The following is an 18,949-nucleotide window of genomic DNA, read 5'->3' on the forward strand; positions in this document are numbered from 1 at the left end:
GAGGGGATTAAGACGTTTATGGCACAAACGACTTAATCCCCTCCGTCCCCTTTTTCAGTGCCGATCAGTACTTCGGCACGCCGTTGTCGACGTCTTCGGACCAGGCGTTGATGCCGCCGGTGACGTTGAACACCTTGGTGAAGCCGAGGGCGCGGAACTGCTCGGCGGCCTGCGCGCTGCGGCCACCGTGGTGGCACATGAAGGCCAGTGCGGTGTCCTTGGGCAGGGCTTCCAGCTCGGCACGTCCGTTGCCGTCGAAGGTCTTGAACGGAACGCCCACGGCGGCGATCTCACGCTCGTCGGCCGGGCGCACGTCCACCAGGGTGATGTTGCCGGCACGCACCATGTCATCGGCATCACGCACGCTGATTTCCTGTACCGGCTTCGGCGCGTTCGGGTTGTCGATGGCCAGGCCCTTGCCGCGGATGTCGTCCACCCAGTCGATGGTGATGCCGTTGGCGCGCCGGGCGCTGGACAGGTCGAACTGCACGCGCAGGCCATTGGACTCGGCAGCGATCGCGCCTTCGTCATGCGGGGCCAGCTGGAAGTTCGGCTGGAAGCCGGCGTCGATGGTCAGCTGCAGGGCAGCGCCCGGGGCGTCGGCCAGCGCGCCCTTGAGCATTTCCACAGCGGCCGGGGTGACGGTGATGCTCGGCGGGGTGCGGTCCGGTGCGGCCAGGCCCAGCACGCTGCTCAGTTCGCCGCTGGCGGCCATCTGCAGCACGATGTCGCTGCCGCCGACCAGTTCGCCGTCGATGTACAGCTGCGGGATGGTCGGCCAGTCGCCGTAGGCCTTGATGCCTTCACGGATTTCCTGGTCGGCCAGCACGTTGACGTGGGCGAACTCGACACCGAGGTCCTGCAGCGCGCCCACGGCCTTGGCCGAGAAGCCACACTGCGGCATCGACGGCTGGCCCTTCATGAACAGCACGACGCGGTTGGCGTTGAGGATGGATTCGATGCGCGAACGCAGGGCGGGATCGAGGGACATGGACGTCGGGGTTCCGGGAATTCGAATCATCAATTCTACCCCCATGGCATCATGGGGGATGAGCAACGCAGGAACATTGCATCGCATCCCGACCCGGCCCTGGCGCTGGCTGCCCTGGCTGGTGGCGTCGCAGTTGGCCGTGATCCTGGTATGGGTACTGGCAGGCTGGCACTGGGCCCTGCCGCTGATGGTGGCCAGCCACGCGCTGTTCATGGTGCCGATATTCCTGCCCAACAGCCGTTTCTACGCGCCGGTATTGAGCCGGGTGCCGGACGCTGGCAACAGTGTCTGGCTGACGATCGATGACGGCCCCGGCCCGGAAACCCGTGCCGTGCTCGACCTCCTGGACCGCCACCAGGCGCGTGCGACCTTCTTCCTGGTGGGGGACCGTGCGCTGGCGCAGCCGGAACTGGTGGCCGAGATCCTGCGCCGTGGCCACGACCTCGGCAATCACAGCCACAGCCACCCGCAGGCCCGCTTCTGGCGCCTGGGCCCAGCGGCGATGCGGGCCGAGATCGAAGGCTGCCAGCATGCATTGCAGGCCCTGAGCGGGCATCCGGTGCGCTGGTATCGCTCGGTGGTGGGCATGACCAACCCGTTCGTGGCGCCGGTGTTGAAGGCGCTCGGCCTGGTGCGCGTGGGCTGGAGTGCACGCGGTTACGACGGCGTCGGCTGCACGCCGGAGGGCGTGCTGGCGCGTTTGCTGCCCGACCTGCGGCCAGGAGCCATCGTGCTGCTGCACGAAGGCGCCGCCCACGGCCACAATCTGGTGATCATCGAGCGCGTGCTGCAGGCGTTGGAAGAGCGCGGCTTGAAGGCGCAGCTGCCTACCGGCTGATACGTATGCGGTAGCGCCGGGCCATGCCCGGCGGATGCCACAGGTGCCGCTGCGCTCGCCGGGCATGGCCCGGCGCTACAGGTTCCGGCGTGCCACCAGCAGCCAGCTGTTGAACGGCGTACGCCCATGCAGCGGCCGGGGGGCGGTCACCTGCAATCCCGCTTCGGCAAGCGTCGTCTGCAGCACCTCTGGATCGGGGTAGTGGCGCGGGCGCGTGCCCATCCAGCCGACCAGCCAGGCCAGCCGGTCCGCCACCCGCGTGGTGCGGTCGCGGCCATCGCCGGTGGCCAGCGGCGTGCGCAGCAGCAGGCAGCCGCCGGGGGCCACCCGCGCACTGGCCGCGCGCAGCAGTGCCTGCTGCGGGCCCGCGTCCAGGTACTGCAGCACGTCCAGCAGCAGGACGTGCCCGGCCTGCGCCGGTAGTGGCGCCTGCACATCCACGCAGTCGAAGCGCACGTCATGCAGTTCGACGGCAGCACGTTGCGCGCGGGTGATCTTGCCCGCATCCACATCCACGCCCAGGTAGCGTTGGGTGCCGCCGCGCTGGCGCAGTACATGGGCGAACAGGCCCAACCCGCAGCCGAGGTCCAGCACCGGCTGCCCGTCCTCAGGCAGATGCTGCAGCACGCCGTCGTACAGCGGATCGCTGCCGAGCTTGCTACGGGTGTAGTAGTAGTCGCGGCGGCTGCCCCAGGCCTGCGCCGGGCGGAACGCTTCGGCGATCAAGCGCGCCTGCGGGGACGTCAGGGGAGTACAGGGCAGGGGCGGGCCGTTCCGTGGCGTGCCGTCCATCGCTTCAGTCCGTGCCGCCAAGCAGATGCGTGGCCACCGGAAGGGCGCGTGCGCTCCACAGCGCGTACATCCGCGCTGAAGGATGCAGGCCGTCCTCGGCAATCATCGTCGGGTCTTCGCCCTGTGCGCGGCTGATGTCGGTGATGTCGACGAAGGCCACGCCGTGCCGGGTACTGATCACCTCGGCGGCGGCATTGAACTCGTCGGTCTGGATCTCGATCGCGGCCAGGTCGCGGCCACTGCCGGCACCGAACGGGGTGGCACCCCAATCGGGGAAGGACAGCACCAGCACGCGGCCGGCATCACCGCCGGCGAAGCCGATCGCCCGCTGCAGCAGGGCCTGGAACTGGCTGCGGTATTCGTCCAGAGGACGCCCGCGGTACTGGTTGTTGACGCCGATCAGCAGGCTGACGAAATCGAACGGACCCTGCGGTGCGGTCGCGTCGATACCCGCATCGAGCTCGTCAGTGGTCCAGCCGGTGGTCGCAATGGTCTGCGGGTTGGACAGGTCGATGCCCTGCGCACGCAGGGCGGCGGCCAGCTGGTGCGGCCAGCGGCCTTCGACTGCAACCGCTTCACCGATGGTGTACGAATCGCCCAGCGCCAGGTAGGACAATGCCACGGCTCAGGCCACCGAACGGCGCGGCTTCAGGGGCACGACCTTGGTCGCATCCTCGGCACGCCGCGCCAGCACGCGGTCGATGCGGGCGAACACATCGCGCATCACCGAAGCTTCCGGCATCAGGGTCACGCGGAAATGATGGCGGTAGGGCACGTTGAAGCTTGAGCCCGGCACCACCAGCACGCCTTCGTTGTTCATCAGGTCCAGCGCGAAATCGTGGTCGTCGAAGCCCTTCGCAGCGGCACCGACCACGGCCGGGAACGCATACAGCGCGCCGGCCGGCGCGACCAGTGACAGGTGCTCGCTGGCTTCGCAGGCCTCGATCACCGCGCGGCGGGTTTCATACAGGCGGCCGCCCGGCGTGCACAGCTCGGAGATGGTGTCCGGACCGTTCACCGCCGCCTCGATGGCGTACTGGCCCGGCACGTTGGCGCACAGGCGCAGTGCGCCCAACAGGTCCAGCGCGGCGCGGAAGTCGCCCAGGCGGGCATCGTCACCGCTGAGGTGGGCCCAGCCCACACGCCAGCCGCAGGCGCGGTGCACCTTGCTCAGGCCACTGAAGGTCAGGCACGGATGATCACCGGCCAGCGGCGCGACCGGCTGGAACACCGCGTCGTCGTACAGGATCTGGTCGTAGATCTCATCGACCAGCAGCAGCAGGTTGTGGCGGCGCGCGATTTCCACCACGCGCTCCAGCAGTTCGCGCGGGTAGCTGGCGCCGCTGGGATTGTTCGGATTGATCAGCACGATGGCGCGGGTGCGCGAAGAGACCAGCGTCTCGATCTCGCTCGGGTCCGGCTGGAAGCCGTTCTCCGGCGCGCAGCGGTAGTACACCGGGCGGCCATCGTTGAGGATGGTCGAAGCCGACCACAGCGGGTAGTCGGGCGAGGGCACCAGCACTTCGTCGCCCGGGTTGAGCAGCGCACGCAGCGACAGGTCGATCAGCTCGCTGACGCCGTTGCCGAGGAAGACGCGGTCCGGGTGCGCATCGGGCGCGCCACGGCGGGCGTAGTAGCTGGCGATGGCTTCGCGCGCCACCGGCAGGCCCTGCTGGTGGGTGTATGGGTCGGTGCGGCCCATGTCGTCGGCGATCGCGCGTTGCAGGTGCTCCGGCGCGCGGAAGCCGAAAGCGCCCGGGTTTCCGATGTTGAGCTTGATCAGCTTGCGGCCCTGCGCCTCCAGCTCTCGGGCTCGCCGCGCCAGTTCTCCGCGGATTTCGTAGCGCACTTCGGAAAGGCGCTCGCGGATGGCCAGGGGCTTGGGCGAGGTGGTGGACATGGGAGCTGGGCCGTCAAAAGGCATGGGGCTTCCATCCTACCGGAATTGCTGCACTGCATGGCAAGGGCTCCGGGCCCGTCACTGCTGGGCTGGCAGGGCGCTGGCACAGGTAGAATGGCGGCGATGACCCAGACCCCCGATTTCATCGCCCTGCAGACCATCGGCTGGCCCTGGCCGGGCCCGCCACAGCAGGCCGACTGGCAGGCCGCGATGGCCGCGCACCCGCAGGCCCGCCCGGCACGGGTGATCGAACAGCACCGCACCCACTACGTGGTGGCCGATGGCCCGGATGCATCGATCAAGGCCGAGTCGCTGCCCGAATGGCAGCGCCCGCGCTTCCCTAGCCATGAGCGGCCGGCGGTGGGCGACTGGGTGCTGCTCGATGGCATCCGCATCGTCGCCCTGCTGCCACGGCGCACCGCGATCAAGCGTGGTGCCGCGGGTGAGCACTACCACCAGCAGGTGATCGCGGCCAACATCGATACGGTGTTCATCGTCTGTGGCCTGGACGCTGACTTCAATCCGCGCCGCATCGAGCGCTACCTGCTGCTGGTCGGCGGTGGCGGTGCCGAACCGGTGGTGGTGCTGACCAAGGCCGACCAGACCGAATACAGCGAGGATGCGCTGGCGGTGCTGGAAGAGCTGGAGATGCAGGGCATCGCGCTGCATGCGATCAACGGCCTGGATGCCGACAGCGTTGCCGTGCTGCAACCGTGGCTGGGCCCGGGCCGCACCGTGGTGCTGGTGGGCTCGTCCGGTGCCGGCAAGTCCACGTTGACCAACACGCTGCTCGGCGAGCAGCGGATGAAGACCAACGCGGTGCGTGCCAACGATTCGCGCGGACGCCACACCACCACCCATCGCGCGCTGATGCCGCTGCCGACGGGCGCCTGCCTGATCGACACCCCCGGCATGCGCGAGTTGAAGCCGACCGGTGAAGAGACGCTGTCGGAAGGTGGCTTCGCCGATATCGAAGCGTTGGCCGCACAGTGCCGTTTCAACGACTGCAAGCACCAGCAGGAACCGGGCTGTGCGGTACGTGCCGCGATCGAGGCCGGCGAGATCGAAGAGAGCCGACTGCTGAACTACTTCAAGCTGAAGGAAGAAGTGGCCGCCGCCGCCGCCAAGCTGGCTGTTCGCCAGGCCGAGACCGCGCAGGAGCGTGGTGGCAGGAAGGGCAAGGGCCAGCAGTTCCGCCCGGCGAGCAAGAACCGCCGGCGGTAGCACAGCAGCCGAGCGTGGGCTCGGCTCTACAGTGGGTCCGCGGCGGAGTCATTTCCTGTAGCGCCCGAGCCGATGCTCGGGCGGCGGCGCGCTGCGCCGGACACAGCAGGGCGCTATAGTCCGCCCATGGAACCGACCGCGACGCTGGACCGTGACGTGGCCCACCATGCAGCGCTCGATGCGCGCCTGGTCGAGGCCGTGGGGGGCATCCGCCTGCTGGGCCTGACCAGCTGGCCGGCCACGCTGCAGGCACCGTTCCTGGACAGCGTGGCACGTGGGCAACCGGTGCTGCCGAAGGTGGATTACCCGAGGCTGGATTTCAGCGAGGAGCGCCGCGCACTGGCTGCGATCGCCGCCGACTGCGATGACACTCATCCGCTGGGCCACTACGTGCGCCAGTCGGCGCAGAGCTGGGACCTGGCCGCACAGCTGCTGGAAGGGCTGGGCACGGCGGCGGTCGATACCTGTTCGGTGCAGCTGTTCGGCGCCCCCGAGCAGCCACTGCCGGGCAATGGCCCAAGCACGCGCGAGGCGGCGCGTCATTTCATCCAGATTGCTGCCGAACTCGATCACGAACTGCTGGCGCCGGAAGAGCAGGTGCCGGTCTCGGCCATTGCCCTGCAGCTGCAGCTGCAGAATGACCTGGATGCGTTCTTCGAATCGCGCATCATCCAGGTGCAGCTCGATCCAGAGCTGGTGTCCAAGGCCGCTGCCGGACCGACCCGCATCCGCCTGCGCACCAGTGCGCGCTTCAGTGCCTACGACCGCGCGCAGCTGTTCCACCACGAAGCGCTGGTGCATTCGCTGACCGCCTTGAATGGCCGCGAACAACCGGTGCTGCCCAGCCTGGCGTTGTCCTCGCCGCGGGTGACGGCCACCCAGGAAGGGCTGGCTACCTTCGCCGAACAGATCACCGGCAGCATCGACATCGAGCGCCTGAAGCGCATCAGTCTGCGCACCGAAGCGATCGCGATGGCCCGCGAAGGCGCCGACTTCATCGAGGTGTTCCGCTACTTCTGCGATGCCGGGCAGAACGCCGAAGAGAGCTTTGCGTCGGCACAGCGCGTGTTCCGTGGGGTGCCGCCGAGTGGCGGCCTGGCCTTCACCAAGGACACGGTGTACCTGCGCGGCCTGGTGTCGGTGCATACCTTCTTCCGCCACATGCTGGCCGAGGACCGCCTGCAGGTCTGCCGCTGGTTGTTCGCCGGCAAGATGAGCCTGGCCGATGCGATCGCGTTCGCGCCGCTGTTCGAAGCGGGTGTGCTGAAGCCGCCGCGCTGGCTGCCGCACTGGGTGAGCCGGGCGAACGGCCTGGCCGGCATGCTGGCGTTCTCGCTGTTCGCCAACCGGATACGGATGGACCAGCTGGCGCCGGAATGAAATGCGTTGGCGGATCCTCCTGCGCCTGCCTGCTATCGGCTGGGAGGAGGCGGGGCACCCTGGTCAGGACACGCAAAAGCCCCTCCATGGTGCTCGATGGCGCCATCCATGGCGCCAACGGTCCTGACCAGGGTGCCCCGCCTCCTCCAGACAATTTCCTGCGGGCGCGGCAGCAGGTCCACCAGAGGGATTGCGCTTGAAAAGCAAAGAGCCGGGCATTGCCCGGCTCTTTGCTTTTGCTGTTGCTCTTGCTTTCCATTCCCTCCGCGCCGGCGCGGGGAACTGTCCAGCGGGGGTAGGCAGGCCCATGCAGGACCGTGAGGCGCATGGATGCGCCGATCGAGCCCCCATGGATGGGTTTACGGCGTGTCCTGCATGGGCCTGCCTACCCGCGCCATGCAGGAACAATCAACGCGCCGCAGCGCCCGCTTTTGACTTAGAACTCCGCCGCCACCGTCATGAACAGCTGCCGCGGCGCGCTCGCGTGGATCGCATACCGCGTGCCCTTCGGATCGGTCGGCGCGAACGAACTCAGCTGGCCGGCATAGCGCTTGTTGGTCAGGTTGGTCGCGTTCAACGACACCCGCACGTTGCGCAGGCCAAGGCCCGGGCCGAAGTCGTAGCCCGCACCGGCGTCGAAGGTGGTCACGCCCGGCACCGACTGGTCGTTGGTGTAGGTGTAGTAGCGCTTGCCGGTGTACTTGGCACGCAGGCTGGCGAAGAAGCCATCGCGGTTCCAGCTGATCTCGCTGGAGGCCATGCGCTGCGGCGTATCCACCGTGATCTTGCCGGCCACCGGCACGATCGCGCCGCCCGAGGTGTAGTCATCCTCGTAGGTGGTCTTGTTCCAGGACAGCGCGTTGTACCACTGCAGGCCGTCGATCGGCTTGAGGATGAAGGTCAGCTCCGCACCGTGGCTCTTCACCGAACCGACGTTGATGAAGCGCGTCACGCACTCCGGACGCGTGCCGACTTCGATGCTCGAGCACGGGTTCAGCGACAGCAGGCGGTTGTCGAACTTCACGTTGTAGGCGGCGATCGAGGCCTGGTACTTCTCGCCGAAGGTACGGAAGCCGGCTTCAAGGCTCTTGGACTTCTCCGGCTCCAGGCCGGCGCTGGCCGCGAACGATTCCGGCGACACCTGCAACGGGCCACCGCTGCCGCCACCGACGAAGGCGGCGATGTTCTCTGCGTACGAAGCGAACAGCTCGTTGTTGGCGTTGAGCTTGAAGCCCAGGCCCACCTGCGGCAGCACCGACTTCTTGGCGGTCAGCGTGCCCGAGGCGATGCGGGTTTCCACGCCCGGCTGGGCGATGGCGCGCATGCGGGTGTTCGGGCTCTTGATACCGACATCCACGGTCAGGCGCTGGTCCAGGAAGCGCATGCGGTCCTGCACGTAGAACTGGCGCGTGCGGATGTCGAAGTCCTGGTTGAACAGCAGGCGGTCCGGGTTCTTCAGGTACAGGTCGTCCAGGAACGGGCCGCTGATGTAGTAGAAGTTGCGCGACACGTTATGGTCGTTCTGCTCGTACCACAGGCCGGCTTCCAGTTCGTGGATGCCCACCGTCCACGACAGCGCGGCGGTCAGGCCATCGCGGTTGATCGTGTAGTTGGTGCTGCGGATCGAGATCGGCAGCATCTTGTCGGTACCCGGGTAGGACGGCTGGCCCGGTGCCCACCAGTGGCCCTGGCCACGGTTGTCGTGGTGGTAGGCCAGCAGCTTCAGGCGGCCCTGCTCGCCCAGGCGCAGGTCGGCATCGACCGAATAGAGGTTGTCGTCGCGCAGCGCGCGGCTCTGGTAGTAGGCATCGTCGATGCTGTTGACGCCGCCGCTGAACTTGCAGCGTGCCTTGTTGTAGGTGCCCGGTGCGCAGTACGCGGCAGCGACAGCGCGATCCCAGTCCGGTGCATAGATGTTCCAGTCGTAGCCCAGGCCACGTGCCAGCATGTCCTTGGACAGGTAGGCGTAGTTGGCCTGGCTGGCGCGCGAGGTCGCCACGAACGCACCGAAGCGGTGGTCGCCGACATTCCACACGGCCTTGGCGTTGAACTGGCGGGTGGTCTGGTTCTGGTACGGCGCGGCCCACATGTCCTGGTCCTGGTGCACGCCGGACACGTAGGCCGAGAAACCATTGATGTCGCCTGTATCCACGCGCAGGTAGCCGCGACGCTGGTTGTTGTCACCCACGGTGACGCTGGCGCGTCCACCGAATTCGGTGGACGGGTCCATCGAGAAGTACTGGATGGTGCCGCCCAGGTTGCTCGTCGACGCTACGCCCAGCGAGCCGATGCCCTGCGACAACTCTGCGCCGGCCAGGTTCTCGGCGATGATCGCGCGGGCAATGCTCAGGCCGTTGTAGTTGCCGTAGCTGTTGTCACCCAGCGGAATGCCGTCCAGCGTATAGCCGAGGCGGCTCTTGTCGAAGCCGCGCAGGCTGATGGTCTGCGATTCTTCGTTGGCACCGAAGGCGTCGTTGGACTGCACCGACACGCCCGGCAGGCGGTCGAGGATCTTCTGGCCGCTGGTGCCCGGCGGCAGCACCTGCTTGTCGACGGTGGTGATGCGCTGCACCTGGCGGGTCTCGCCCTGGCCGATCACGGAGACGGTATCCAGCGTCTGCGCGCTCAGCGCGGCATCGGTGCTGGCGCCGGTATCGGCGGCGGTGGCGGCATGGGCGCTGGCGGCGGCGGAGAGCGCGATCGCCACGGCGATCGTCAGGTGTCGGGTCTGCATGGTGGTCCGTTGCATTGGGGGTGGTCACCGGCACGCGTGCGCGGTGCATGGCCACTATGCGAACGGAACATGAAACCTTCTTTACGAAAAACCAACGAACGATGCAGGGCAGTGGTGCGTGTCCTGCAACATGTTCGTCATGGTGGTAGGCCGGTGGGAATCAGAAGCGCTCCCCAGGCCAGCTCAATTTGAGCTGGTCCATGCAGTCGCGGTCATGTTCGGAGAATGAGAACCCGATCTGGATGCCGTTCACTACTGTGCCGAACACCGTCGACTCGTCCAGGCTATGCCCTGACGGCACGGAAAGGACATTGAAGTCGGGGTAGCGACGACCCATCTGCTTTCGCGAGATGCAGGCGCCGCTCAGCCGCAGCGTAATGCCTTTGATGATTCGCCCCGACGCGTCGGTGTAGATCTGGCCAGAGGGCCCCTTGATCCTCCCAGCGACCACGAATGGCGCCAGATCGATGGTGGCGCTGTCGCCCCGGCCCATTCTTGCTTCCGAACGCGAGCCGGCCGGAGCCAGGGGTGATAGCTGCGCGACAAGGTCAGAGCGTGCCAGCTGCAAGGACCAGCGTTCCACGAGCCGCCAGGTTGCATCCGCCTCATCCGCAGTGGCAGCAGGTGGGGTGGCCGCCAGTGGCGGGGTGGCGACCACGAGAAGCGCAATCAGCAATGCACGCATGCCAACCTCCTTGATCCGCGATTCCGGCCGTTCATCCATCGGGCTCGGCGAGCGTTGGCAGGTATAGCACCGGTTCTGCCGATGTATCGGGCAATACGTCCCGAAAATGCAGAAACAAAAAGGGGCCGGATCCCCCTCGCAAGCGAAGGTTCACCGGCCCCGCGCACTCCGTGGGGGAGGCGGTCCACGCCTTGCGTGGAGACGGGCTCAACCCATGTACAGACCGCCGTTGACCGGATAGTCGGCACCGGTCACATACGAGGCTTCATCCGAGGCCAGCCAGGCGCACAGGCCGGCCACTTCCTCGGGGCGGCCCAGGCGACGCACCGGTACCGACGCCGCCAGCCGGTCCAGCACATCCGGCGGGAAGCTGCTGATCGCCTGGCTGGCGATGTAGCCCGGCGACAGCGTGTTGACGGTGACGCCGCGCGAGGCCACTTCGGCAGCCAGTGCACGGCTGAAACCGTGCATCGCGGCCTTGGCGGTGGCGTAGTTCACCTGCCCGATCTGGCCCTTGTGGGCGCTGACCGAACCGATGTTGATGATGCGGCCCCAGCCACGCGTGGCCATGCCGTCCACCACCTGCTTGGTAAGGTTGAACAGCGCATTGAGGTTGGAGGCGATCACCGCGTTCCAGTCTTCCACCGTCATCTGCCGGAACAGCAGATCACGGCTGCCGCCGGAGTTGTTGACCAGCACATCGACCTCGCCCACTTCCGCTCGCACCTTGGCAAACGCGGCGCTGGTCGAAGCCCAGTCGGTGGCGTTGCCTTCCGAGGCGATGAAATCGAAGCCCTGTTCGCGCTGCTCGCGCAGCCAGTTGGCCTTGCGCGGCGAGTTCGGCGCGCAACCGGCGACCACGGTGTGGCCACTGCGGGCCAGGCTCTGGCAGATGGCAGTGCCGACACTGCCCATTCCACTGGTGACGTAAGCGATTCGAAGCGTCATTGCAGAAGGCTCCTTGGCAAAGGGTCAGGCGGCGAGGGGATACAGGCCGAACAGCAGGCTGCCGATCATCAGCAGCATCGAGATGGCGATGGCCCACTTCAGGGTGAACTTCTGGTGGTCGGCGAACTCGACCTTGGCCAGGCCCACCAGCAGGTAGGTGGAGGGCACCAGCGGGCTGAGCAGGTGCACCGGCTGGCCGGCCAGCGAGGCGCGCGCCATTTCCACCGGGGTGATGCCGTAGTTGCTGGCCGCCTCGGACAGGATCGGCAGCACGCCGAAGTAGAACGCGTCGTTGGACATGAAGAAGGTGAACGGCATCGACGCCACCGCCGTGATCACCGCCAGGTACGGGCCCCACGACTCCGGAATCACCGCCAGGAAGCTGTGCGACATCGCTTCGACCATGCCGGTGTTGTTGAGGATGCCGGTGAAGATGCCCGCGGCGAAGATCAGCGACACCACCGACAGCACGTTGCCGGCGTGGTTGACCACACGGCGGCGCTGCTCGGCCAGGTTCGGGTAGTTGATGACCAGGGCGATGGCGAAGCCGACCATGAACAGCACCGGCATCGGCAGCACGCCGATGATCAGCGCGGTCATCAGCGCCACGGTCAGTGCCAGGTTCACCCACAGCAGCTTCGGCCGCTTGATGTCTTCGGCATCTTCCACGGTCGGCAGCGCGTTGCTGTCGTCGGACACGCTGTTGTCCATCCAGCTGCCGCCCTTGGGCAGGGTCACAACACCCAGGCGACGGCGTTCCTTCAGGCCCAGGTACCAGGCCAGCAGCAGCACGCCGGCGCAGGCGATCACCATCGACGGGATCAGCGGCACGAACACATCGGCCGGGTCCACGTGCAGCGCGGTGGCCGCGCGTGCGGTCGGGCCGCCCCACGGGGTCAGGTTCATCACGCCGCCGGCCAGGATGGTCACGCAGGTCATGTTCAGCGCGTTCATGCCGAGACGCTGGTACAGCGGCAGCATCGCCGAGACGGTGATCATGTAGGTGGTCGAGCCATCGCCATCAAGCGAGATCAGCATCGCCAGCACCGCGGTGCCGAGCACGATCTTCATCGGATCGCCCTTGACGAAGCGCAGGATCACCCGCACCAGCGGGTCGAACAGGCCGGCATCGATCATCACCCCGAAGTAGAGGATCGCGAACATCAGCATCACGCCGGTCGGTGCGATCTTCTTGATGCCTTCCAGCATCATCTCGTCGATGCCGGCGCCGAAGCCGCCGATCAGCGCGAACAGGATGGGAATGGTGATCAGGGCGACGAGCGGCGACAGGCGTTTGCTCATGATCAAGTACATGAACGTAATGACCATGCCAAAGCCGAGGATGCTCAGCATCATCTGCGGACTCCTTGCGAATACAGGACGTGGGGGAGTGGAAGGGGCCCGGGCGGCATGCCCGGGAATTCGGGCTTAGAAGTCGTACTGCAGGCGTCCGGTGACCGCGCGCGTGCGGTCCACCGTCACCCCGGCCAAGCGGTCGCGGTTGCGGCTTTCGATCACGTTGAGCATGAAGCGCAGGTTGTCGCGCAGGTACCAGTTGCCACCCAGCGTCCACGCCTCGGTGCTGCCGCGGCGCAGGTCCGGCGCACCATCGAGATGCTGCGCGCCCCACATCTGGTCGTAGCGCAGCGCTACTTCGAACGCGCCGGCCTTGTGGCGGATGTCCTTCACCCGCGCAAAGCGGCCGGTCTTGCGGTCGTAGGCACGGCTTTCGCCAGTGACGAACCAGCTGACCATGCCGTAGGCGGCCATCACGTCGCCACGCTGCGCACCGTCATCGAAGGTGGCGCCACTGAACTCGCCCTGCCACGACAGCGGGCCGCGCACCTGCGCGTATTCCAGCGACCACTTGTTGACGTCGGTATCGCGGCCGGCGGAGAAGTCGACAAGGGTCAGGCGGCTTTCATCGGACAGGTGGCCGGCCGGGCGTGGTCGGATCTTCAGGCCCGGAACGCCGTTCGCGCCGGGGTTGTCATAGGCCTCGCGGGCCAGCGACAGGCCCAGGTGCAGCACGTCGCCATCGGCGGGCGAGGGCGCCCAGGTGACACGGCCACCGGCAGCACGCCCCTTCACCTGCCAGGCGTCGATGCTTTCCAGGCTGTAGATGCTGGCGGCCCAGGTGAAGTCACCCGGGTTGGCCTGCCACGAAGCGCCCAGGCGGTACAGCGGCGCCAGCGTGGTGCCGGCGTTGCCGCGCTCCAGGAAGCTGCCGTAGTTGGAACTGGTGCGGTCATCCAGCGAGAAGTACTGCTTGAACTGGCCGACGGTGAGCTTGCCGGCCTTGCCGAAGCTGCGCGCCAGGTACACGTCCTTGGCCTCGACGCGGTCGCCGGAGAAATCGGCCTCCAGCTTGTAGTCGACCACGAAGAACTTGCCGGATACGTCAACCCACGCGCGGCGGATTTCGGTGTCGTCCTTGTTCGGGGTGCCGCGGTTGTCGTTGTCGAAGGTAGCGAAGTCCAGATGCAGGCGGCCACCCAAGGTGGCGGTGACCGGACGGTCGTCTTCGGCAGCGAAGGCCGGCGCCGACAGGGCAGCCAGCGCCATCATGGCGGCAGGACGCCGCCAGGCAAACGTGAATTCCACAAACCCTCCCAGGTGCGCGCCAGGCGCGCGGCAATCGTGGGCACCGGACGGTGCGCGGCCGCAGTCTGGGTCGGGCAAGCTGTCATCGTCCTGTCAACGGATTGTGCGGTGCAGCGTAAAACACCGCCGGGCACGACCCTGTGCTACCCATGCGGCGTATCCCGGTAGCGCCGGTCCATGACCGGCGGGCGGACCCGGCGGCATGCGGTAGCATTTGGTTCCGCTCCTACACGTGTGCCCATGCGCCTGCTGCTGGTCGAAGACAACCCGGATCTGGCCGATGCGATCATCCGCCGCATGCGCCGCAGTGGGCACGCCGTGGACTGGCAGGCCGATGGCCTGGCGGCGGCCAGCGTGCTGCGTTACCAGAGCTTCGACCTGGTGGTACTGGATATCGGCCTGCCCAAGCTCGATGGCCTGCGCGTGCTGGCCGGCATGCGCGAGCGCGGCGACAGCACACCGGTACTGATGCTGACCGCGCGCGATGGCATTGAAGACCGCGTGCAGGCCCTGGATGTCGGCGCCGACGACTACCTGGGCAAACCGTTCGATTTCCGCGAGTTCGAAGCGCGCTGCCGCGTGCTGCTGCGGCGTGCACGTGGCCAGGCCAGCGAAGTGGTGCAGATCGGCGGCTTCCAGTTCGATAATGCCGCGCATCGGGTCAGTCTCGACGGCGAGACTATCGAGCTACCCAACCGCGAGTACCGGCTGCTGGAGATTCTGGTCGGCCGCCTCGGTCAGGTGGTCGGCAAGGACGAGATCGGCAACTGCCTGTTCGGCTTCGACGACGAAGCCGGCCCGAATGCGATCGAGCTGTACGTCGGTCGCCTGCGGAGAAAGCTGGCCGGCGCACCGCTGCGCATCACCACGGTGCGCGGTGTCGGCTACCTGCTGGAAGCCAGCGATGGCAGCGCCGACGCCGATGGCTGACGCACGCGCTGCGAACGCGGCGCCAGGTTCGCTGCGGCGAACGCTGCTGCTCTACCTCGGCGCGCTGCTGGCGGTGTTCGCGGTGGCGCTGCTGTTCGCCGCGCGCGACTATGGCCAGCGTGCGGCGAACCGTTCCTACGATCACCTGCTGGTGTCTTCGGCGCTGTCCATCGCCGATTCGGTGGCGCTGGTCGACGGCCAGTGGCAGGTCGATCTGCCCTATGCCGCGCTGGACCTGCTGGCGATGGCCCCGGAAGACCGCGTGTTCTATCGGGTGGCCGACAGCCGCGGCAACCTGATCACAGGTTATGGCGATCTGCCGTCGCCGCCGCGCCGTCAGGGCACGCAACCGCAGCTGTTCGACGCCGCCTACAGCGGCGAAACGGTGCGCTTCGTGGTGGTCGGCCGCAGTTTCGCCGCGGCCTCGGCGCAGGGCGAGGTGCAGGTGCAGGTGGGCCAGACCCGGCGTGCCCGCGAAGCCGTGGCGCAGGACATGGTCAATCGCGCACTGCTGGCGATCGGCGTGCTGTCCGGCCTGCTGCTGGCGCTGGTGGCGTTTGGCGTGCACCGCGCGTTCCGCCCACTGGTGCGGGTGGAACGCGAGCTGTCGCGCCGCGAACCGTCCGACCTGAAGCCCCTCGACGCGCGCGTGCCGCGCGAGATGGACCAGATGGTGGCGGCGTTGAACCGCTTCATGGAACGCCTGTCCAGCAGCAACGAGACACTGCGCGCATTCATGGCCGAGGCCGCGCACCAGATGCGCACGCCGTTGGCTGCCCTGCGCGCGCAGGCACAGCTTGCGCTGGACGACGACGACCCCGAAGACATGCGGCGCAGCCTGCAGGCGATCGAGCGCAATGCCACCCACATGAGCCGGTTGCTGAACCAGCTGCTCAGCGATGCCAGCGTGATCCATCGCTCGCACCTGCAGCGCTTTGCGGCGGTGGACCTGGCCGAGACCGTGCACCAGGCCCTGCATGAAGCCCTGCCGCAGGCCGGCCCGGCACCGCGCGTGCAACTTGCGATGACCGCCGAGCCGGTGCAGGTGCACGGCGACGCGCTGCTGCTGCGCGAGGCGATCAAGAACCTGGTCGACAACGCACTGAAGTACGGCGGCGAGGGCCCGTTGCAGATCGCGCTGACCGTGGAAGGCGGTCAGGCGGTGCTGACCATTGCCGACCATGGCGCAGGCATCGCCCCCGCTGATGCAGAACGCGTGTTCGAGCGCTTCGCCCGTGGCGAAGGCGCGCCGTCCGGCGGCGCCGGTCTGGGCCTGGCCATCGTCAAGCGCGTGGTCGACAGCCATGGCGGCCGCATCGACCTCAGCAACCGCCCGCAGGGCGGGCTGATCGCCACCATCCGCCTGCCACGGAGCAGTCCATGATCCGCCTGTTCGCTGCTGCCGTTGCCTTGCTGCTGGCCCTGCCGGTACTGGCCGCGCCCGGCGACGTACGCCGTTTCCCGGCCCAGGCAAAGGCCACTGCGCAGCTGCGCATTCACGGCACCACCGACATCGAAGTGTTCGCGGTGGTGATCGCCGATTACCAGCGCCTGCATCCCGGCACCGAGGTGGTGTACGAGGACATCATCACCCAGGACCTGTACGCGCGTTACCTGCACGACCGCGGCGGGCCGGCATCGCCGGACCTGCTGATCTCCAGCGGCATGGATCTGCAGACCAAGCTGGTCAACGATGGCCACGCGCTGCCACACCGTTCGGCGCAGACCGCTGCACTGCCGGCCTGGGCACAGTGGCGCAACGAGGCCTTCGGCATCAGCTACGAGCCGGTGGTGATGGTCTACAACACCCGCATGTTGCCGGCCGCGAAGGTGCCGCACACGCGTCGGCAGCTGCTGGACCGGCTGCGCGCCGAGGGAGCACCGCTGCGCGGCAGGGTCGGCACCTATGACATCGAGCGCAGCAGCGTCGGCTACCTGCTGTCTACCCAGGATGCGCAGCGTGGCAGCATCGCCGGTGCGTTGCTGGGCGCGCTGGGCGACAACGACGTGGTGCGCGAGGAGCGCACCGGCGTGCTGCTGGACAAGGTGGCCAGCGGACAGCTGTCGCTGGTCTACAACGTGCTCGGCTCCTACGCGCAGGCGCGCGTTGATGCCGGCGCGCCGCTGGGCATTGTGGAGCCCGAGGACTACACGCTGGTGGTGCTGCGCACCGCAGTGATTCCGCGCACCGGCCCGCACCCGGAAGAAGCCCGGCGCTTCCTCGACTACCTGCTGTCGCCACGCGGCCAGCAGGTGCTGTCGCGCGAGGCACGGCTGATGCCGATCGTGACCGGCAACGCGCGCGGCGATGATGCGCCGGGCCGCAGCCGCCGCCCGATCCAGCTGGGTCCGGGCCTGCTGGTGTATCTGGACGCGCTCAAGCGCCGCCAGTTCCTCGATGCCTGGCGCAGCAGCGTGGAACCGGCAGGGCGCTGAGGCTCCGGCCTGCCCGTACAATGGCCGCATGAGCGAATACACCATCCTGATCGCCGATGACCACCCGCTGCTGCGTTCGGCGGTGGTGCAGTCATTGCGGCAGAGCCTGCCGCTGGCGCAGGTGCGCGAGGTCGCCAGCGCCGAGGCATTGGCCGAAGCACTCGACGCGCACCCGGATGTGGACCTGGTGCTGCTCGACCTGACCATGCCAGGCGCACACGGTTTCTCCGCGCTGCTGCATGTGCGCGGCTCGCATCCGGACATCCCGGTGGTAATCCTCTCGTCCAACGATCATCCGCGGGTGATCCGCCGCGCGCAGCAGTTCGGCGCCGCCGGCTTCATCCCGAAGTCGGCCCCGGCCGAGACCATTGGCGAGGCCGTGCAGGCAGTGCTGGATGGCGGCCTGTGGTTCCCGGCGATGGCGGCCGAGCGTTCGGAGGCCGACGCACTGCTGGCCAGCCGCCTGGCCCAGCTGACCCCGCAGCAGTTCCGCGTGCTGCTGTGCCTGGCCGATGGCCTGCTCAACAAGCAGATCGCCTACGAGCTGGGTCTGGCCGAGAACACGGTGAAGGTGCACGTCACTGCAATCCTGAAGAAGCTCGAATGCCATAGCCGCACACAGGCCGCGGTGCTGGTGAAGGCGCTGGAGCCGGAAGGCGACCCGCGGGCAGGGATGGATGGATGACCTGGGCAGGGCACTTGGCTCCGGCGAGAGCATTCTGAGCTGCTCGAAACAACTGCGCAAACGCGAAAACGGAGTCTGGCGCGTCAGTTGCCGCTGATCGAACTCATCTCCGGGTCGGTCGAGAAGATGAACCTGTTCTCGTATCCCATCCAAGAATGCTCAGACGCTTCGGCATAGCTGTAAGTGGGAGAGGATGCATCTGACGCAAACCTGTGACCCCACGCCTCATGATCCGCGCTGCTTCGGGTCCGGGCGATACCGATGCAGATGCTCAGGCCACACGAAAAGCGTTCAAGTACACCTTCTTGACCCATTGCACGTTCAAGTGATGATCGATAGTGCCGGGTCAGGTCCTGCGCCTCGGGGCTGGAAGCCGCATCCTGTGTCATGCGGTTGATCGCATCCGACATTTTTCTGCTTGACTGCAGGAGGTCCTCGGCGGCCAGGATCGAGATGCCGTCCTTGAACATGAGTGCGGATTCTGACCGAAGCAGCGCGAGCGACGATGCTGCGCGATGCGTGGACGCTGTCGGAACGCCGGGGTTCGGTGAGGCGTCCGCGTTCGATATGGCTGGAGGAACCTGTGCTTCTGTCGCGGCCCTCCTGAGGCTGACGTCCGGATCTGGTGTGCTGTCAGCGATGCATCCCGCGCAGGACAGGCAGAAGAGCATTGCTGTGATTCGATGGAGGTATCGGAGAGGGGCGATAGATAGGTGATGGCAGGGCATGCTGGATCCTTGGCCGTAGGCTGTGGCTGTCTTCAGTACGATCTGCCGATCAGCCGAACATTGAAATCTACTGA

Annotated in this window: 17 protein-coding genes; 7 read left to right on the forward strand and 10 right to left on the reverse strand. The window is 67.1% G+C overall.

Annotation, left to right across the window (positions count from 1 at the left end; genetic code table 11):
• Window positions 1-64: 64 nt before the first annotated feature.
• On the reverse strand, window positions 65-991 hold the full coding sequence (gene grxD, locus AC5P8D_RS14110; protein WP_010480849.1) for a Grx4 family monothiol glutaredoxin: 927 nt from the start codon (window positions 989-991) through the stop codon (window positions 65-67).
• Window positions 992-1,049: 58 nt separating this feature from the next.
• Here grxD and AC5P8D_RS14115 point away from each other — a divergent pair, with 58 nt between their 5' ends.
• Complete coding sequence (locus AC5P8D_RS14115) at window positions 1,050-1,829, forward strand: polysaccharide deacetylase family protein (protein ID WP_241873318.1); 780 nt, start codon at window positions 1,050-1,052, stop codon at window positions 1,827-1,829.
• Window positions 1,830-1,904: 75 nt separating this feature from the next.
• Here the strand turns inward: AC5P8D_RS14115 and AC5P8D_RS14120 are convergent, their stop codons facing one another.
• The 3 genes from AC5P8D_RS14120 to AC5P8D_RS14130 are packed head-to-tail and all read right to left on the reverse strand — an operon-like array spanning window position 1,905 to window position 4,521.
• Window positions 1,905-2,621, reverse strand: a complete 717-nt coding sequence (locus AC5P8D_RS14120; protein WP_241873317.1) for a class I SAM-dependent methyltransferase — start codon at window positions 2,619-2,621, stop codon at window positions 1,905-1,907.
• A 4-nt stretch (window positions 2,622-2,625) separates the two neighbouring features.
• On the reverse strand, window positions 2,626-3,243 hold the full coding sequence (locus AC5P8D_RS14125) for an SGNH/GDSL hydrolase family protein (RefSeq protein WP_019338543.1): 618 nt from the start codon (window positions 3,241-3,243) through the stop codon (window positions 2,626-2,628).
• Window positions 3,244-3,246: 3 nt separating this feature from the next.
• Complete coding sequence (locus AC5P8D_RS14130) at window positions 3,247-4,521, reverse strand: pyridoxal phosphate-dependent aminotransferase (RefSeq protein ID WP_010480840.1); 1,275 nt, start codon at window positions 4,519-4,521, stop codon at window positions 3,247-3,249.
• A gap of 114 nt (window positions 4,522-4,635) precedes the next feature.
• Here AC5P8D_RS14130 and rsgA point away from each other — a divergent pair, with 114 nt between their 5' ends.
• Window positions 4,636-5,745 (forward strand): ribosome small subunit-dependent GTPase A, encoded by a 1,110-nt coding sequence (rsgA, locus tag AC5P8D_RS14135; RefSeq protein ID WP_053443496.1) that lies wholly within the window; start codon window positions 4,636-4,638, stop codon window positions 5,743-5,745.
• 126 nt (window positions 5,746-5,871) lie between these two features.
• Window positions 5,872-7,125 (forward strand): flavohemoglobin expression-modulating QEGLA motif protein, encoded by a 1,254-nt coding sequence (locus tag AC5P8D_RS14140; RefSeq protein WP_049411678.1) that lies wholly within the window; start codon window positions 5,872-5,874, stop codon window positions 7,123-7,125.
• Window positions 7,126-7,561: 436 nt separating this feature from the next.
• On the opposite strand, the gene AC5P8D_RS14145 is transcribed toward AC5P8D_RS14140, so the two are convergent.
• From AC5P8D_RS14145 to AC5P8D_RS14165, 5 genes are all read right to left on the reverse strand, one after another.
• Window positions 7,562-9,859 (reverse strand): TonB-dependent receptor, encoded by a 2,298-nt coding sequence (locus AC5P8D_RS14145; RefSeq protein WP_053443495.1) that lies wholly within the window; start codon window positions 9,857-9,859, stop codon window positions 7,562-7,564.
• A gap of 160 nt (window positions 9,860-10,019) precedes the next feature.
• A complete protein-coding gene (locus AC5P8D_RS14150; RefSeq protein WP_019337118.1) occupies window positions 10,020-10,544 on the reverse strand; it encodes a hypothetical protein in 525 nt (174 codons plus the stop codon).
• 207 nt (window positions 10,545-10,751) lie between these two features.
• Window positions 10,752-11,492, reverse strand: a complete 741-nt coding sequence (phbB, locus tag AC5P8D_RS14155; RefSeq protein WP_005419193.1) for an acetoacetyl-CoA reductase — start codon at window positions 11,490-11,492, stop codon at window positions 10,752-10,754.
• A gap of 24 nt (window positions 11,493-11,516) precedes the next feature.
• Window positions 11,517-12,845 (reverse strand): CitMHS family transporter, encoded by a 1,329-nt coding sequence (locus AC5P8D_RS14160; RefSeq protein ID WP_049411738.1) that lies wholly within the window; start codon window positions 12,843-12,845, stop codon window positions 11,517-11,519.
• A gap of 75 nt (window positions 12,846-12,920) precedes the next feature.
• On the reverse strand, window positions 12,921-14,060 hold the full coding sequence (locus tag AC5P8D_RS14165) for an OprO/OprP family phosphate-selective porin (RefSeq protein WP_065178330.1): 1,140 nt from the start codon (window positions 14,058-14,060) through the stop codon (window positions 12,921-12,923).
• A 276-nt stretch (window positions 14,061-14,336) separates the two neighbouring features.
• On the opposite strand from AC5P8D_RS14165, the gene AC5P8D_RS14170 reads away from it, so the two are divergent.
• From AC5P8D_RS14170 to AC5P8D_RS14185, 4 genes are read left to right on the forward strand one after another with little or no spacing between them, the layout of a single operon-like run.
• On the forward strand, window positions 14,337-15,026 hold the full coding sequence (locus AC5P8D_RS14170) for a response regulator (protein ID WP_099560031.1): 690 nt from the start codon (window positions 14,337-14,339) through the stop codon (window positions 15,024-15,026).
• Window positions 15,019-16,410 carry a sensor histidine kinase N-terminal domain-containing protein gene (locus AC5P8D_RS14175; RefSeq protein WP_495203426.1) on the forward strand — a complete coding sequence of 464 codons (1,392 nt, stop codon included), beginning with the start codon at window positions 15,019-15,021 and terminating at the stop codon, window positions 16,408-16,410. The genes AC5P8D_RS14170 and AC5P8D_RS14175 overlap by 8 nt, the downstream gene beginning before the upstream one ends.
• Complete coding sequence (locus tag AC5P8D_RS14180) at window positions 16,407-17,462, forward strand: ABC transporter substrate-binding protein (protein ID WP_010480822.1); 1,056 nt, start codon at window positions 16,407-16,409, stop codon at window positions 17,460-17,462. Before AC5P8D_RS14175 ends, AC5P8D_RS14180 begins: the two co-directional genes overlap by 4 nt.
• Window positions 17,463-17,490: 28 nt before the next feature.
• Window positions 17,491-18,147, forward strand: coding sequence for a response regulator (locus tag AC5P8D_RS14185; protein ID WP_010480821.1), 657 nt, complete (start codon window positions 17,491-17,493; stop codon window positions 18,145-18,147).
• Window positions 18,148-18,230: 83 nt separating this feature from the next.
• On the opposite strand, the gene AC5P8D_RS14190 is transcribed toward AC5P8D_RS14185, so the two are convergent.
• Window positions 18,231-18,617 carry a hypothetical protein gene (locus tag AC5P8D_RS14190; RefSeq protein ID WP_071305841.1) on the reverse strand — a complete coding sequence of 129 codons (387 nt, stop codon included), beginning with the start codon at window positions 18,615-18,617 and terminating at the stop codon, window positions 18,231-18,233.
• Between the last annotated feature and the right edge of the window lie 332 nt (window positions 18,618-18,949).

Source organism: Stenotrophomonas sp. YJH_SMC_101-4, from assembly GCF_059370395.1.